The following is a 13,403-nucleotide window of genomic DNA, read 5'->3' as shown; positions in this document are numbered from 1 at the left end:
GTAAGGGGGGTGCGGATACGGGTCACTCGACGCGGCGCAACGCGTCCGCCGGCCGCAGCCGGGAGGCGCGCCAGCCGCCGAACCCGCCCGCGACCAGGCCGCCCGCGACGGCGAGGGCCACGGCGAGCCCGATGGTGGTGAGGGAGACGGGCGCGGTGAGTGTGACGTCCAGCGCGCGGGAGGCCGCCTCACGCACCGGCCCGCCACCGCCGGGCCCGCCCGCGAACCGCTGCCCGCCACCACCGGCGGCCCCGCCCAGTTCGGCGGTGAGCGTCGGGCCGAACGCCGTGACGGCCCACGCCCCGGCCAGCCCCGCGCCGATCCCGAGCACCCCGCCGATCAGCCCGTGCACCAGCGCCTCACCGGCCACCTGGCGGGTGACCCGCCCGCTCCTCCATCCCAGCGCCTTGAGGGTGCCGAACTCGCGCACCCGCCTGCCGACCGCCGACGACGTCAGCAGCCCCGCCACGACGAACGCCGCGCCCAGCACCACGATCGACAGCCACTTCCCGACGCCCTCCGCCAGGCCGGCCGCGGTGGACAGCGACCCGGAGACGGTGTCGGCGAGGTCGGCGGACGTGGTGACGGTGGTGCCCGGGACGTTCTTCCGCACGGCGCCCTCGACCTCGTCGATGGCTTGCGAGTCGGTCGCCCGGACGTAGACGGTCGTGACCCTGCCCTTGGCGTCGGCGAGGGTCTGCGCCTCGGCGAGCGGCAGGTAGACGTCGGCGGCGGCGTCCCCGCTGTCGGCGGTCGCGACGCCGATGACGGCGTACCCGGTGCCGGAGACGGTGAGCTTCTCCCCGACGGCCAGCCCCTGTTCCTGGGCGTAGGCGCTGTCGACGACGGCCACCTTGGCGGACGTCTCGGTCGCCGTGAACGTACGCCCGGCGGTGATCTTCGAGGACGTCAGCGGCCCGAGCCCCTGATGGGCGACGTCGGTCCCGTACACGGTGTACGAGTCGACCCCGAAGTCCGCCCCGCCGCCGCGCACGTCGCCGCCGCCCTGTCCCCGGCCCTGGTCCGGCTGTGCGGGCTGCACCTCACCGCTCCCGAACTGCCCGTCGACCTTCATCACCCGGGCGTTCAGCCCGCCGACGGCCTCCGCGACCCCGTCCTGCCGGGCCACCTCCGCGACGGTCGAGGCGGCGAGCGTCTCGAACCCCTGCACCATGACCACGTCCTGGCTCTGCTGCTCGCCGTCCGCGCCCGCCCCCTCGCCGGCGTCGAACCGGAACCTGGGCCGCCGCACGGTGTCCCCCTCCCCGGGCGGGGAAGCGGCCTTGGTGACCGTCATGTCGGTGCCGAGCCCGTACAGCGACTCCAGCACCCTGCCCTGGGCCCGGTTCATCCCGGCCGTGACCGAGTCGACCACGATGACCAGCGCGATTCCGAGGGCCAGCCCCGAGGCGACGACCAGCGCCGCCTTGCGTCGACGGCGCAACTCGCGCCGGAGGTAGGTGAAGAACATGGCGCGAAAGCTATGGGCGCGGTGTGATGGCCGGTTGAGGCCCCGGTGAGAGTCGTATGAGAACGGCCGGGCCCGCCGGGCGGGCGGCCGCGTCTCCCCCGTGCGGGCGGGGGCCGGATCCGGTCCTCCCGCGTGAGGCGGCCGGCTGTGCCCTTGTGGGGCCCCGGGTCGCCCGCCCTGCCGTCGCCGGGCAGGTCCACCTGCCCGGCGATCTCCGGGTACGCGTGTCAGCCGCCGATCACAGCGGCCGGCGGGTGTTTCGCCCTGGTGCTCAATGCTTTCGACTTGTTCATGGCAGGCGTCCTCTCTGGTTCAACTCTCGAACGCGTGCCCGCAGCACCTCGCCCGGCGGGGCGGGCGTGAGCTGGTCGGCCGGGCAGTCCCACTCCCGCCCGCCGCCCAGCGGGCGTAGCTGTACGCGGCCGCCGACGCGGCCCACGACCTCACCGATCCGACCGTCGCGGCCGTCGATCATGTACTCGGGGGCGCTCATCGCCGCGCCTCGTGCAGCGCGGCGACCAGGCGCATCGCGGTGTCCACGTTGCACCGGCCCAGCTCCACCAGCGGGCACGGCATCTCACTCGCTGCCGACACCGGGTCCACCCGCAGGGACGGCAGTACGACACCGACCCTGCCGAGTTCATCCCGCAGCTGGTTCACCACTTGCTCCACGGACAGCATCCCCACGACCAGGCACCTCCACGCTGAGTGTTCGTGTTCTGAACACAGCGTGGTCGATTCGCGGCTAGTCTGAACACAAAGGCGGCCCAACAACCCCATCTGTGCTAACGGGAGTTGACACATGCCCGGTCCGAAGGGTCTCGACCCGTCCTCCTCACCCAGGGCACTGCTCGGCGCCGAACTGCGCCATGCCCGCGAGAACGCCCGTCTCAGCCAGGACGCCCTGGGCGAGCAGCTCTTCGTGAGCGGCTCGTTCATCGGCCAGCTGGAGGCCGGTACGCGCCGGATGCAGCCGGAGATCGCCGCCAGGATCGACGCCATACTGGGCACGAACGGGTTCTTCCAGCGGAACTGCCAGGCCGCCAACAGGTCGCGCTACCCCGACCACTTCGCGGAGGCGGCGGAGGCGGAAGCGGTCGCCACGTCGATCAGGGAGTACGCGCCGCTGCTGATCCCGGGCGTGTTGCAGACGGAGGGCTACGCGCGGGAGGTGTTCCGCGCCTACCAGCCGACCGCGACGGAAGACGTCATCGACGGCTTGGTCGACGCCCGGCTCGCCCGTGCGCACATCCTCGACGATCCAACGAAGCCGTTGTTCTGGGCGGTTCTGGACGAGGCCGTACTACGGCGCAAGGTCGGCGGTCCGGCGGTGATGGCCGAGGCGCTCCAACACATCACGTGGTTGGGCCGCTCGCACCGAGTCATCTTGCAGGTCCTCCCCTTCGCGGCGGGCGCGCATGCGTCCCTGGACGGCGGGATCAAGCTGATGAGCTTCGACGACGCCCCGCCACTCGCCTACCTCGAAGGCCACGGCACGGGCCAGTTGCGGGACGACCCGGCCGGCGTGAGGCGGCACGAACTGGCCTACGATTTGCTCCGGGCCAGCGCACTGTCACCCAAAGAATCCCTGGCCTTGATCGCGTCAGTGGCGGAGGATTACGCCCATGAAGATCGAGATCGTTGAGTGGCGCAAGTCGAGTTACAGCGGCGGGGACGGCGGCAATTGCCTCGAAGTCGCCGACGGCCACCCCGGCATCGTCCCCGTCCGGGACTCCAAGACCCCCACCGGTCCGAAGCTCGTGTTCGGGGCCGCCGCCTGGTCCGCGTTCGTGGCGGACCTCAAGCGATAGGCGCACAGGCGCGACGCGCGGTCCCGGGCTCATGAGGCTCCGGGGCCGTACCGCGTCTCCATCAGGTGCCGCAGCAGCGCGAGGTCCTTGCGGCCGGCGCGGCGCATCGCGGCGGCCAGGACGCGGCTGCTGCCTCCGCCCCGGTTGCGGAGGGTCATGCGGGTGCGGGTGCCGTCCTCTCCGTACGGCTCCCAGGTGTACGTGGTCTCCATCGGGAACGGTCCCTGGTCCGCGCGCATCGCCAGGCGCCGGCCGGGCTCGTAGGCGACGATCTCGTACGTGTGAACGAGTCGCCGCCCCAGGAAGCGGGCCACGAACGCGGCCCTGGCCCCGACCGCGACCTCGGACACCGTCTCCCACTCGACCGAGACGATGTTGACGTACCACTCGGGCGCGTTCGACGGATCGGCGGCGTACGCGGCGACGGTGTCGCACGGGGCGTCGATCACGGTCTCGGTCAGGACGTCGACGGCCATGGTCCCAGCGTAGGTCGTCCTCGGCGGCCCGGCCCCGGGGCGGGACGGCACCCGGTGAACGCCCGAGGGCGGTACCCCCTGGGAGTGGGGGTACCGCCCTCGGAACGAGCGGACTGCGTCCGATCCGTGAGGATCAGAAGTCCATGTCACCGCCCGGCATGCCGCCCGGAGCACCGGCCGCGGCCTTCTCCGGCTTGTCGGCGATGACGGCCTCGGTGGTGAGGAACAGCGCCGCGATGGAGGCCGCGTTCTGCAGAGCGGAACGGGTCACCTTGGCGGGGTCGATGATGCCCTCGGCGATCATGTCGACGTACTCGCCGGTCGCGGCGTTCAGGCCGTGTCCGACGGGCAGGTTGCGCACCTTCTCGACGATGACGCCACCCTCGAGACCACCGTTGACGGCGATCTGCTTCAGCGGGGCCTCGAGCGCCAGGCGCACGATGTTGGCACCGGTCGCCTCGTCACCCTCGAGCTCCAGCTTCTCGAAGACGCTGGACGCCTGGAGCAGGGCCACGCCACCACCGGCGACGATGCCCTCCTCGACGGCGGCCTTGGCGTTGCGCACCGCGTCCTCGATGCGGTGCTTGCGCTCCTTGAGCTCGACCTCGGTGGCGGCACCGGCCTTGATGACGGCCACGCCGCCGGCCAGCTTCGCCAGGCGCTCCTGGAGCTTCTCGCGGTCGTAGTCCGAGTCGGAGTTCTCGATCTCGGCACGGATCTGGTTGACGCGACCCGCGACCTGGTCGCTCTCACCGGCACCGTCGACGATCGTGGTCTCGTCCTTGGTGATGACGACCTTGCGGGCGCGGCCCAGCAGGTCCAGGCCGGCGTTCTCGAGCTTGAGGCCGACCTCCTCGGAGATGACCTGGCCACCGGTGAGGATGGCGATGTCGTTCAGCATGGCCTTGCGGCGGTCGCCGAAGCCCGGGGCCTTGACGGCGACGGACTTGAAGGTGCCACGGATCTTGTTGACGACCAGGGTCGACAGGGCCTCGCCCTCGACGTCCTCGGCGATGATCAGCAGCGGCTTGCCGGACTGCATGACCTTCTCCAGCAGCGGGAGCAGGTCCTTCACCGAGGAGATCTTGGAGTTGACGATCAGGATGTACGGGTCGTCGAGCGACGCCTCCATACGCTCCATGTCGGTGGCGAAGTACGCCGAGATGTAGCCCTTGTCGAAGCGCATACCCTCGGTGAGCTCCAGCTCCAGACCGAAGGTCTGGGACTCCTCGACGGTGATGACGCCTTCCTTGCCGACCTTGTCCATCGCCTCGGCGATGAGCTCGCCGATCTGGGTGTCGGCGGCGGAGATGGAGGCCGTGGAAGCGATCTGCTCCTTGGTCTCGACATCCTTCGCCTGCTCCAGCAGCGCGCCGGAGACGGCCTCGACGGCGGTCTCGATGCCGCGCTTGAGGGCCATCGGGTTGGCGCCGGCGGCGACGTTGCGCAGACCCTCGCGGACGAGCGCCTGGGCGAGGACGGTGGCGGTGGTCGTACCGTCACCGGCGACGTCGTCCGTCTTCTTGGCGACTTCCTTGACCAGCTCGGCGCCGATCTTCTCGTACGGGTCCTCGAGCTCGATCTCCTTGGCGATGGATACACCATCGTTGGTGATCGTGGGGGCGCCCCACTTCTTCTCGAGGACGACGTTGCGACCCTTGGGGCCCAGGGTCACCTTGACGGCGTCGGCGAGCTGGTTCATGCCGCGCTCGAGGCCGCGCCGTGCCTCCTCGTCGAACGCGATGATCTTGGCCATGTGAAGTGGTCCTCCCGGACTGGGGTGGATGCTCCGGACCGCGCTGGCGCCCGCGACGGACGGTCTGCCTGCCTGAAGTGGTTCCTTGCCCCACTGGCCTGCGGACCTCGCCGACCCGGTCCTTCGTTGTCACTCTCACCTTCAGAGTGCTAACGCCAATGATTAGCACTCGACCCATGCGAGTGCAAGCGCCCCCCATGGATCCGGGGCGGCGTCCGGACGCGCGCGAGGGGCCCGCGTCCCCTGGAACGCGAGCCCCTCGGCACTTGCGATGTCGACAGTCGATGGTCGGTCGATCGCGACGCGGCTCTCAGCCGGCGGCGAGCTTGACCATGTCCGCCTGCGGACCCTTCTGGCCCTGCGAGATCTCGAACTCCACTCGCTGACCTTCTTCAAGGGTGCGGTAGCCGTCCATCTGGATCGCGCTGTAGTGGACGAAAACATCCGCACCACCGTCGACCGCGATGAAGCCGTACCCCTTCTCCGCGTTGAACCACTTGACGGTGCCCTGAGCCATGCCTAACTCCCCTATTACTGGCCCTTGCACAGGACCGCACTTCGCGGACCCGGGTCAGACCTCACCCGCAGACAGTTCCCAGGCCCTGGGAGCCTGGAGATGCCCCAGCGGGCGTGCGCCGGAACGCGTCGACCGCCGCTGAATGTATCTGCCCAACTGCCGTCTGCAACAGGTCAATCGGACGAGAATTCCGAGCACGGGTGAACGGAAAATGTGGCCGAAGGGGCCAGAATCCCGGGCAAGTCGGGCCCGGCAAAGGGCGCAAATGACACAACTCGCGGGGGTACATTGACTGCATCTCGTCGCGGCCGCGCACTATTTCATATGCGTCCGGCACAGGCGGCGGCGGGGACTTCCCCAACTCTACCGCGCTCAACCATGCAGAATTGCCCCCTCCGCTTCTCTCGCGGAGGGGGCAACGTCCGTCGCGCCGGGTACGTCAGCAGCCGCCCGCCACGGCCGGGATGATCGACACGCCCGCGCCGTCGGGCGTGGCGGTCCCCAGACCGTCCTCGAAACGCACGTCGTCGTCGTTGACGTACACGTTCACGAAGCGGCGCAGCTTGCCCTGGTCGTCCAGGACGCGGGCGGCGATGCCCGGGTGGTTCTTCTCCAGCGACTCGATGACCTCGGAGAGGGTCGCGCCCTCCGCCGTGACCTCGGCCTGGCCGCCCGTGTACGTGCGGAGGATGGTGGGGATGCGGACGTTGACGCTCATGTCGTGGTGCTGCCTTTCAGTCGTTCAGGCGAGGCCGGCGGCGCGGAACGCGTCCAGGCTCGGGCGGATGGTCGCGGTCGGGCCGGTGGTCGGGGCCACCGCGTCGAGGGTCTTCAGGCCGTCGCCCGTGTTGAGCACGACGGTGGTCAGCGACGGGTCCAGGGCGCCCGCCTCGATCAGCTTCCTCGTCACGCCCACGGTGACACCACCCGCCGTCTCGGCGAAGATGCCCTCCGTACGGGCCAGCAGCTTGATCGCGTCGACCACCTGCTCGTCGTCGACGTCCTCCACCGCTCCGCCGGTGCGGCGGGCGATGTCCAGGACGTACGGGCCGTCCGCCGGGTTGCCGATGGCGAGCGACTTGGCGATGGTGTTCGGCTTCTGGGGGCGTACGACGTCGTGGCCGGCCTTGAAGGCCGCCGACACCGGGGAGCAGCCCTCCGCCTGGGCACCGAAGATCTTGTACGGCCTGTCCTCGACCAGACCCAGCTTGATCAGCTCCTGCAACCCCTTGTCGATCTTCGTCAGCTGCGAGCCGGACGCGATCGGGATCACCAGCTGGTCGGGCAGCCGCCAGCCAAGCTGCTCGCAGATCTCGTACGCGAGGGTCTTCGACCCCTCGGCGTAGTACGGCCGCAGGTTGACGTTCACGAAGCCCCAGCCCTCGCCCAGCGGGTCGCCGATGAGCTCGGAGCAGAAACGGTTGACGTCGTCGTAGGTGCCCTCGATGCCGACGAGGTCACCGCCGTAGACGGCGGCCATGACGACCTTGCCCTGCTCCAGGTCGTGCGGGATGAACACGCAGGACCGGAAGCCGGCACGGGCGGCGGCGGCGCCGACGGCACCCGCCAGGTTGCCGGTGGAGGAGCAGGACAGGGTGGTGAAGCCGAAGGCGCGGGCGGCCTCCAGGGCCTGGGCGACGACCCGGTCCTTGAAGGAGTGCGTCGGGTTGCCCGAGTCGTCCTTGACGAACAGCTTGCCCGGCTCGACGCCCAGCTCACGCGCCAGGTTGTCGGCCTGGACGAGCTTGGTCCAGCCGGGGTTCAGGTTCGGCTTGCCGGCGACGTCCGCCGGGACGGGCAGCAGCGGCGCGTACCGCCAGATGTTCGCGGGTCCGGCCTCGATCCGCTCGCGGAGCGCCTCGGGGTCGCCGACCGGCAGGTCGTAGGCGATCTCTAGAGGCCCGAAACACAGCTCACAGGCGAAAATGGGACCGAGCTCGAAACGCTCGCCGCATTCGCGACAGGAGAGGGCGGAAGCAGGCCCGAGGTCGACGTTCTTGGCGGTGGCGACAGTCTGTACAGCCATGGAGGCGAGGCCCTTTCTCCTCATCTTCCTCATGGCGCACTTCGCCATGAGACGGATTTGGCACCTTCCCTAGCCGGGGCCTCGCGCAAGACGTTGCGAGTGCCGACTGGAGGGTTGCCGGGGCTTCAACGGGCCGTGTCCCTCTGCCCCTCTGGATGAGCGGTATTCGATTGTGGCGGTGCTTGTGCAGCCAACGCGGGGACCCGACATACGACGGTCGTCCGCGTTGTTCAAGACTGTAACCGAACCCCTGGACGCTCGAGACGGTCGTCCGATACGCGAGATGGAGATCACGTGCTGGAAGAGGTGGAGCGCTGGCTGGAGCGGCGGTCCTGGTCCGTGGCCGATCGACCGCTCGACCGGCTGCTCGCGGCCAAGCACGGCACGACCGTCAGTGTCGTCCTGCCGGCGCTGAACGAGGAGGCGACGGTCGGCGACATCGTCACCGTCGTCCGCCGCGAACTGATGTCCGGCCCCGTCCCGCTCGTCGACGAACTCGTGGTGATCGACTCGGGCTCCACCGACCGGACCTCGGAGGTCGCCGCCGCGGCCGGGGCGCGCGTGGTGCACCGGGACGCCATCCTCCCCCGCATACCCGCGCTCCCCGGCAAGGGCGAGGTCCTGTGGCGCTCCCTCCTCGCCACCAGCGGCGACATCGTCTGCTTCGTCGACGCCGACCTGCGCGACTTCTCGGCCGACTTCGTCACCGGGATCGTCGGCCCGCTCCTCACCGACCCGTCCGTCCAGTTCGTCAAGGCCATGTACGACCGGCCCCTGGCCGGCTCGCCCGGCCAGGGCGGCCGGGTGACCGAGCTGGTGGCGCGGCCGCTGCTGAACCTGCACTGGCCGCGGCTGGCCGGATTCGTGCAGCCGCTGGGCGGCGAGTACGCGGCGCGCCGCTCGCTGCTGGAACGGCTCCCCTTCCCGGTGGGGTACGGGGTGGAGCTCGGCCTGCTGGTGGACGCCCTGCACACCGTGGGCCTCGACGCCCTGGCGCAGGTGGACGTGGGGGTGCGCAAGCACCGGCACCAGGACGAGCGGGCACTGGGCCGGATGGCGGCGGCGATCTACCGCACGGCGCAGCTGCGGCTGTCGCGCGGGCACCTGGTGCGGCCGCGGCTGACGCAGTTCGACCGCGGGGACGCGGGCTTCGTCCCGCGCACCCATGACGTCGACACCGAGGAGCGCCCGCCGATGACCGAGGTGGCCGAGTACGCGCGGCACCGGCGCGTGGCGTGAGCGCCGTACGTTTGAGCGTTTCCGCTACGGGCTAGGTTCGTCTCCATGGCAGCCCAGATTCTTGTCGCCTCGAACCGCGGTCCCGTCAGCTACGTGCCACGTGAGGACGGGACGTTCGACGCCCGGCGCGGCGGGGGCGGACTGGTGTCGGGACTGTCCGCGATCGGGCCGGAGGCGGGCGCCCTGTGGGTGTGCGCGGCGCTGAGCGACGGCGACCGGCAGGCGGTGCGGCAGGGCGTCGCGGCCGAGCCGGGCGTGAAGATGCTCGACATCGACGCGGCGGTGCACGCGGACGCGTACAACGGCATCGCGAACTCCGTGCTGTGGTTCGTGAACCACATGCTGTACCAGACGCCACTGGAACCGGTCTTCGACGCGGAGTTCCGCCGCCGGTGGGCGTCCTACCGCCTCTACAACCGCGCCTTCGCCGAGGCGCTCGCCGAGGAGGCGGCGGACGGCGCGGTCGTGATCGTCCAGGACTACCACCTGGCCCTCGTCCCCGGCATGCTCCGCGAGCTCCGCCCCGACCTGCGCATCGGGCACTTCTCGCACACGCCGTGGGCACCGCCGGAGTACTTCTCCATGCTCCCCGACGACATCGCCGAGGAACTCCTCCTGGGCATGCTCGGCGCGGACCGGCTCGGCTTCCTGACCTGGCGCTGGCTGAAGGCGTTCCAGGACTGCTGCGCGGCGTCCCTGCGGGACATGGACGTGACGACGCACTGGCCGAAGGACCAGTCGCCGAGCGTGCGGTACCAGTCGCACGGGCAGGCCCACCGCACCCACCTGGGTGTGCACGGCCTCGGCGCGGACGGCGACTTCCTCCGCGAACGGTCCCGGCGCCCGGACGTGGACGACCGGATGGCGATGCTGCGCGAGCAGATCGGCCCGGACCGCAGGACGATCGTCCGCGTCGACCGCACGGAACTGTCCAAGAACATCGTCCGCGGCCTGCTGGCCTACCGGCACCTGCTGGCCGAGCACCCCGAGTGGCACGAGCGCGTGGTGCACCTGGCGTTCGCCTACCCCTCCCGCCAGGACCTGCCCGTCTACCGCGAGTACACCGCCCAGGTCTCCCGCCTCGCGGACGAGATCAACGCGGAGTACGGCCGCGACGGCTGGACCCCGGTGATCCTGCACGTCGAGGACGACTTCGCCCGCTCGCTGGCCGCGTACCGGCTGGCGGACGTGGCGCTGGTCAACCCGATCCGGGACGGCATGAACCTCGTCGCCAAGGAGGTCCCCGTCGTCTCCGACGCGGGCTGCGCGCTGGTGCTGTCCCGGGAGGCGGGCGCGTACGAGGAGCTGCGCGACGACGCCATCACGGTGAACCCGTACGACGTGACCGGTACCGCCGACGCCCTCCACGAGGCGCTGTCCATGCCGCCCGCCGAGCGCGCGGACCGCACCAAGCGCCTGGCCGCCGCCGCCACGTCCCTCCCCCCGGCCCGCTGGTTCCTCGACCAGCTCACCGCCCTGCGCCCCTGACCGGCGCCCGCCGCCCCCGGCCCCCCGGTCCCGCGGGGCTCGCCGGACGGGAGGGGTCACCTTCCCGTCCGGCGGGCCCGGAGCCGGTCAGGCACGTATGACCCGCACCCGTCCGCGGGTGGTATCGATCTACGTCACGTCGGCGTGGGCCGCCAGCGCGGACAGGAACGCGGCCACCCCGGAGGGGCCCGGGACCTGGAGGTCGGCGCGTTGGGCGACCTCGGCGACCTCGTCGCTGCCGCTGCACACCAGCAGGCCGGACAGGCCGTCGGAGCGCAGCTTCTCGACGGCGGCGAACGCGGGCAGGTCGCCCAGGTCGTCGCCCGCGTACACGACCGTCTCCGCGCCGGTCTCCCGGACGTACTCGGTGAGCGCCACGCCCTTGTCGACGCCCGGGGGGCGCAGTTCCAGGACCATGCGGCCCGGTTCGAGGACCAGACCGTGCCGGGCGGCCAGGTCGGCCAGCGGGTCGCGCAGCGCGTCGAACGCCGCCTGGGGGTCCTCCGCGCGGCGGGTGTGGACGGCCACCGCGCGGCCCTTCTCCTCGATCCAGGTGCCGCGCCAGGCGCCCGCCCGGTCGAGGAAGCCGGGCAGTTCGGCCCGGACGGCCGCGACGCCCGGGTGCTCGGGGGCGGCCCGGACGGTGCCGGTGACGGCGTCCCACCGCTCGGCGCCGTAGTGGCCGAGGACCACCAGGTGCTCCAGCCCCGGCACCCCGGCGAAGCCGCCGTACCGCACGGCCACCCCGGCCGGCCGGCCGGTGATGACCACCACGGACGCGACGCGCGGCGCGAGCGCGGCGATGGCGGGGACCGCTCCGGGGTGCGCCCTGGCCTGCTCGGGGTCGTCCACGATGTCGGCGAGGGTGCCGTCGAAGTCGAGCGCGACGACCGCCCGGCCGGGGTGGGCCAGGAACGCGGCCAGGCCCTCACGGCCGGCGGACGTGGCGGGACGCGGCAAGGATTCCGGTTGGGTGCCCATGCCCGGAAACCTATCCAGGGCCCCGGCCCCGCACACCTACCGCCGCGCGTCCCGCGACGCCCGCAGCCGCCGCAGCCGGTTGACGGTCACGGGGTCGTGCGCGAGGGCCCTCGGGTCGTCGAGCAGGGCGTTGAGCAGCTGGTAGTAGCGGGTGGGCGACAGGCCCAGTTGCTCGCGTATCGCGCGTTCCTTGGCGCCGGGCCCGGGCCAGGAGCGCCGTTCCACGGCGAGGACGGCGCGGTCCCGGTCGGTGAGGTCCGGGCCCGTCGGGGGAGGAGAAGCGGTCATATGAGCAACATAGTTACTCGTCCGCCTCCGCGTCCTTGGCGTCCCGCGCGATGCCCGACAGCACCGCTTCGGGGTCGCCGCCCGGCGCGACGGCCTTGCCGATGTTCTTCTTGACGCTCTCGCTGACCTTCGCCCAGGAGGTGTGGCCGACCGGGTACAGCTCGGACGTGGGCAGCTCCTCCAGGAACGGCCACAGCGCACGGTGCTTGGGGTCGTCGCGCATCGTGGAGGTGGCGGTGGAGGTCACCGGGAGGATGTCGTACCGGTCGGAGAAGGCGAGCACGTTCTTGTCCTCGTAGACGTACGTGAGGAACTCGCCGATCTCCTTGCGGTGGCCGTTCTGCTTGAACGCCATCATCCAGTCCGCCACGCCCATCGACGGCCGGCCCTCGCCGTCGGGGCTCGGCAGCGGCACCTTGCCGACGTCCACGCCGGCCTTCTCGGCGGCGTCCATCAGCGTGGGGTGGCCGTTGAGCATGCCGACGTCGCCCTGGACGAAGGCGTCGAACGCCTCCTGCCGGTCGAGCTCGCCGGGGGCGACGGGGCCGGTCAGGCCCTTCCCGACGAGGTTGTCCCTCAGCCAGGTGAAGGTCGCGACGTTCTCGGCGGAGTCGATGTCGTACGAGATGTTGCTGACGTCGCGGTAACCGCCGCCGCCGGCCAGCATCCACATCATGGTCTCGGCCTGGGACTCCTCGGAGCCGAGGGGCAGGGCGAAGGGGAACTTGACGCCCTCGTCCTTGAGCTTCCCGGCCGCCGCGCGAATCTCGTCCCAGGTCTTCGGCGGCGTGGCGCCGGCCTTCTCGAACAGGCCCTTGTTGTAGAAGAGCAGGCGGGTACTGGCCGCGAAGGGCATGCCGTACTGGGACCGGCCGACCTGGCCGGCCCGGGCGAGCAGGGGCAGGAAGTTGGCCTGGGTGGGGATGGGGAGCAGTTCGTCGGCCTTGTAGAGCCGGTCCTCGGCGGCGTGGTCCGCGTAGGCGCCGATCTGCGCGAGGTCGGGCGCCTCGCCGTTCCGCACCATCTCGGCGACTTCCCGGTCGACGTCCTTCCACGACATGACGTCGACGTCGACGGTGATGCCGGGGTGCGTCTTCTCGAACGAGCGCGCCACGCCGTCCCAGTACCCCTGGGAGCTGTTGGCGTCGCTGCTGCCGTAGTCGGCGGCGACGAGCTTGAGGGTCACGTCCCCGCCGCCCTCACCGGCTCCGCAGCCGGCCAGCGTCGCCGCCATGCCCAGTGCGGCCACCGCCGCGGATGCTCCTATGGCTGTCAAGCCGCTGGAGCGAGGTCGGTTTGAGTGATTCGTTCGGTTGGTGTGCTGGTCAGGGCGCGGTAGACCTCGCGGGC

The 13,403-nt window shown here is 71.1% G+C and carries 15 protein-coding genes and 1 riboswitch; of the genes, 4 read left to right on the top strand and 11 right to left on the bottom strand.

Annotation, left to right across the window (positions count from 1 at the left end):
* Positions 1 to 22 precede the first annotated feature (22 nt).
* The 3 genes from AC07DW_RS20935 to AC07DW_RS20925 all read right to left on the bottom strand — a co-directional run bounded on the left by AC07DW_RS20935 (position 23) and on the right by AC07DW_RS20925 (position 2,152).
* Entirely contained in the window at positions 23 to 1,471 is a 1,449-nt protein-coding gene (locus AC07DW_RS20935; RefSeq protein ID WP_478859164.1) for an ABC transporter permease, read from the bottom strand.
* Positions 1,472 to 1,760: 289 nt separating this feature from the next.
* Positions 1,761 to 1,964: a hypothetical protein gene (locus AC07DW_RS20930; RefSeq protein ID WP_478859163.1), complete on the bottom strand. Its 204-nt coding sequence runs from the start codon at positions 1,962 to 1,964 to the stop codon at positions 1,761 to 1,763.
* Positions 1,961 to 2,152 (bottom strand): hypothetical protein, encoded by a 192-nt coding sequence (locus AC07DW_RS20925; RefSeq protein WP_478859265.1) that lies wholly within the window; start codon positions 2,150 to 2,152, stop codon positions 1,961 to 1,963. Before AC07DW_RS20925 ends, AC07DW_RS20930 begins: the two co-directional genes overlap by 4 nt.
* A gap of 121 nt (positions 2,153 to 2,273) precedes the next feature.
* Between AC07DW_RS20925 and AC07DW_RS20920 the strand changes: the two genes are divergently transcribed.
* A complete protein-coding gene (locus AC07DW_RS20920) occupies positions 2,274 to 3,116 on the top strand; it encodes a helix-turn-helix domain-containing protein (protein WP_478859162.1) in 843 nt (280 codons plus the stop codon).
* Positions 3,097 to 3,282 carry a DUF397 domain-containing protein gene (locus AC07DW_RS20915; protein WP_478859161.1) on the top strand — a complete coding sequence of 62 codons (186 nt, stop codon included), beginning with the start codon at positions 3,097 to 3,099 and terminating at the stop codon, positions 3,280 to 3,282. Before AC07DW_RS20920 ends, AC07DW_RS20915 begins: the two co-directional genes overlap by 20 nt.
* A 29-nt stretch (positions 3,283 to 3,311) precedes the next feature.
* Here the strand turns inward: AC07DW_RS20915 and AC07DW_RS20910 are convergent, their stop codons facing one another.
* From AC07DW_RS20910 to thrC, 5 genes are all read right to left on the bottom strand, one after another.
* On the bottom strand, positions 3,312 to 3,758 hold the full coding sequence (locus AC07DW_RS20910) for an SRPBCC family protein (protein WP_478859160.1): 447 nt from the start codon (positions 3,756 to 3,758) through the stop codon (positions 3,312 to 3,314).
* Positions 3,759 to 3,891: 133 nt separating this feature from the next.
* Positions 3,892 to 5,514: a chaperonin GroEL gene (gene groL / locus AC07DW_RS20905; RefSeq protein ID WP_478859159.1), complete on the bottom strand. Its 1,623-nt coding sequence runs from the start codon at positions 5,512 to 5,514 to the stop codon at positions 3,892 to 3,894.
* Positions 5,515 to 5,824: 310 nt separating this feature from the next.
* Entirely contained in the window at positions 5,825 to 6,031 is a 207-nt protein-coding gene (locus tag AC07DW_RS20900; RefSeq protein ID WP_008743607.1) for a cold-shock protein, read from the bottom strand.
* A gap of 439 nt (positions 6,032 to 6,470) precedes the next feature.
* Positions 6,471 to 6,749 (bottom strand): ubiquitin-like small modifier protein 1, encoded by a 279-nt coding sequence (locus AC07DW_RS20895; RefSeq protein ID WP_064067524.1) that lies wholly within the window; start codon positions 6,747 to 6,749, stop codon positions 6,471 to 6,473.
* 24 nt (positions 6,750 to 6,773) lie between these two features.
* The gene (thrC, locus tag AC07DW_RS20890) at positions 6,774 to 8,081 is read right to left on the bottom strand and encodes a threonine synthase (RefSeq protein ID WP_478859264.1); all 1,308 of its coding nucleotides are present in this window, start codon (positions 8,079 to 8,081) and stop codon (positions 6,774 to 6,776) included.
* Positions 8,075 to 8,219: riboswitch (SAM riboswitch) on the bottom strand. (Overlaps the previous gene by 7 nt.)
* A gap of 132 nt (positions 8,220 to 8,351) precedes the next feature.
* Between thrC and AC07DW_RS20885 the strand changes: the two genes are divergently transcribed.
* Positions 8,352 to 9,296: a glucosyl-3-phosphoglycerate synthase gene (locus tag AC07DW_RS20885; RefSeq protein WP_478859158.1), complete on the top strand. Its 945-nt coding sequence runs from the start codon at positions 8,352 to 8,354 to the stop codon at positions 9,294 to 9,296.
* 45 nt (positions 9,297 to 9,341) lie between these two features.
* The gene (locus tag AC07DW_RS20880) at positions 9,342 to 10,784 is read left to right on the top strand and encodes an alpha,alpha-trehalose-phosphate synthase (UDP-forming) (RefSeq protein ID WP_478859157.1); all 1,443 of its coding nucleotides are present in this window, start codon (positions 9,342 to 9,344) and stop codon (positions 10,782 to 10,784) included.
* A 129-nt stretch (positions 10,785 to 10,913) separates the two neighbouring features.
* On the opposite strand, the gene otsB is transcribed toward AC07DW_RS20880, so the two are convergent.
* Genes otsB through AC07DW_RS20865 form a run of 3 tightly spaced genes read right to left on the bottom strand, consistent with a single transcriptional unit; the run spans position 10,914 to position 13,287 of the window.
* Positions 10,914 to 11,765: a trehalose-phosphatase gene (gene otsB / locus AC07DW_RS20875; RefSeq protein WP_478859156.1), complete on the bottom strand. Its 852-nt coding sequence runs from the start codon at positions 11,763 to 11,765 to the stop codon at positions 10,914 to 10,916.
* Between the two features lie 36 nt (positions 11,766 to 11,801).
* The gene (locus AC07DW_RS20870) at positions 11,802 to 12,053 is read right to left on the bottom strand and encodes a DUF3263 domain-containing protein (RefSeq protein ID WP_478859155.1); all 252 of its coding nucleotides are present in this window, start codon (positions 12,051 to 12,053) and stop codon (positions 11,802 to 11,804) included.
* A 13-nt stretch (positions 12,054 to 12,066) separates the two neighbouring features.
* The gene (locus AC07DW_RS20865) at positions 12,067 to 13,287 is read right to left on the bottom strand and encodes an extracellular solute-binding protein (protein WP_478859263.1); all 1,221 of its coding nucleotides are present in this window, start codon (positions 13,285 to 13,287) and stop codon (positions 12,067 to 12,069) included.
* Positions 13,288 to 13,403 lie beyond the last annotated feature (116 nt).

It is taken from the genome of Streptomyces sp. NPDC045701, assembly GCF_056432045.1.
The sequence above is the reverse complement of the archived record's forward strand: the minus strand, read 5'-3'. Positions and strand labels throughout refer to the sequence as shown.

What these genes read in the sequence shown, in the direction of transcription:
- AC07DW_RS20935 (WP_478859164.1), bottom strand. Translation starts at nt 1,471, where the DNA reads ATGTTCTTCACCTACCTCCGGCGCGAGTTGCGCCGTCGACGCAAGGCG.
- AC07DW_RS20930 (WP_478859163.1), bottom strand. Translation starts at nt 1,964, where the DNA reads ATGAGCGCCCCCGAGTACATGATCGACGGCCGCGACGGTCGGATCGGT.
- AC07DW_RS20925 (WP_478859265.1), bottom strand. Translation starts at nt 2,152, where the DNA reads ATGCTGTCCGTGGAGCAAGTGGTGAACCAGCTGCGGGATGAACTCGGC.
- AC07DW_RS20920 (WP_478859162.1), top strand. Translation starts at nt 2,274, where the DNA reads ATGCCCGGTCCGAAGGGTCTCGACCCGTCCTCCTCACCCAGGGCACTG.
- AC07DW_RS20915 (WP_478859161.1), top strand. Translation starts at nt 3,097, where the DNA reads ATGAAGATCGAGATCGTTGAGTGGCGCAAGTCGAGTTACAGCGGCGGG.
- AC07DW_RS20910 (WP_478859160.1), bottom strand. Translation starts at nt 3,758, where the DNA reads ATGGCCGTCGACGTCCTGACCGAGACCGTGATCGACGCCCCGTGCGAC.
- groL (WP_478859159.1), bottom strand. Translation starts at nt 5,514, where the DNA reads ATGGCCAAGATCATCGCGTTCGACGAGGAGGCACGGCGCGGCCTCGAG.
- AC07DW_RS20900 (WP_008743607.1), bottom strand. Translation starts at nt 6,031, where the DNA reads ATGGCTCAGGGCACCGTCAAGTGGTTCAACGCGGAGAAGGGGTACGGC.
- AC07DW_RS20895 (WP_064067524.1), bottom strand. Translation starts at nt 6,749, where the DNA reads ATGAGCGTCAACGTCCGCATCCCCACCATCCTCCGCACGTACACGGGC.
- thrC (WP_478859264.1), bottom strand. Translation starts at nt 8,081, where the DNA reads ATGAGGAGAAAGGGCCTCGCCTCCATGGCTGTACAGACTGTCGCCACC.
- AC07DW_RS20880 (WP_478859157.1), top strand. Translation starts at nt 9,342, where the DNA reads ATGGCAGCCCAGATTCTTGTCGCCTCGAACCGCGGTCCCGTCAGCTAC.
- otsB (WP_478859156.1), bottom strand. Translation starts at nt 11,765, where the DNA reads ATGGGCACCCAACCGGAATCCTTGCCGCGTCCCGCCACGTCCGCCGGC.
- AC07DW_RS20870 (WP_478859155.1), bottom strand. Translation starts at nt 12,053, where the DNA reads ATGACCGCTTCTCCTCCCCCGACGGGCCCGGACCTCACCGACCGGGAC.
- AC07DW_RS20865 (WP_478859263.1), bottom strand. Translation starts at nt 13,287, where the DNA reads ATGGCGGCGACGCTGGCCGGCTGCGGAGCCGGTGAGGGCGGCGGGGAC.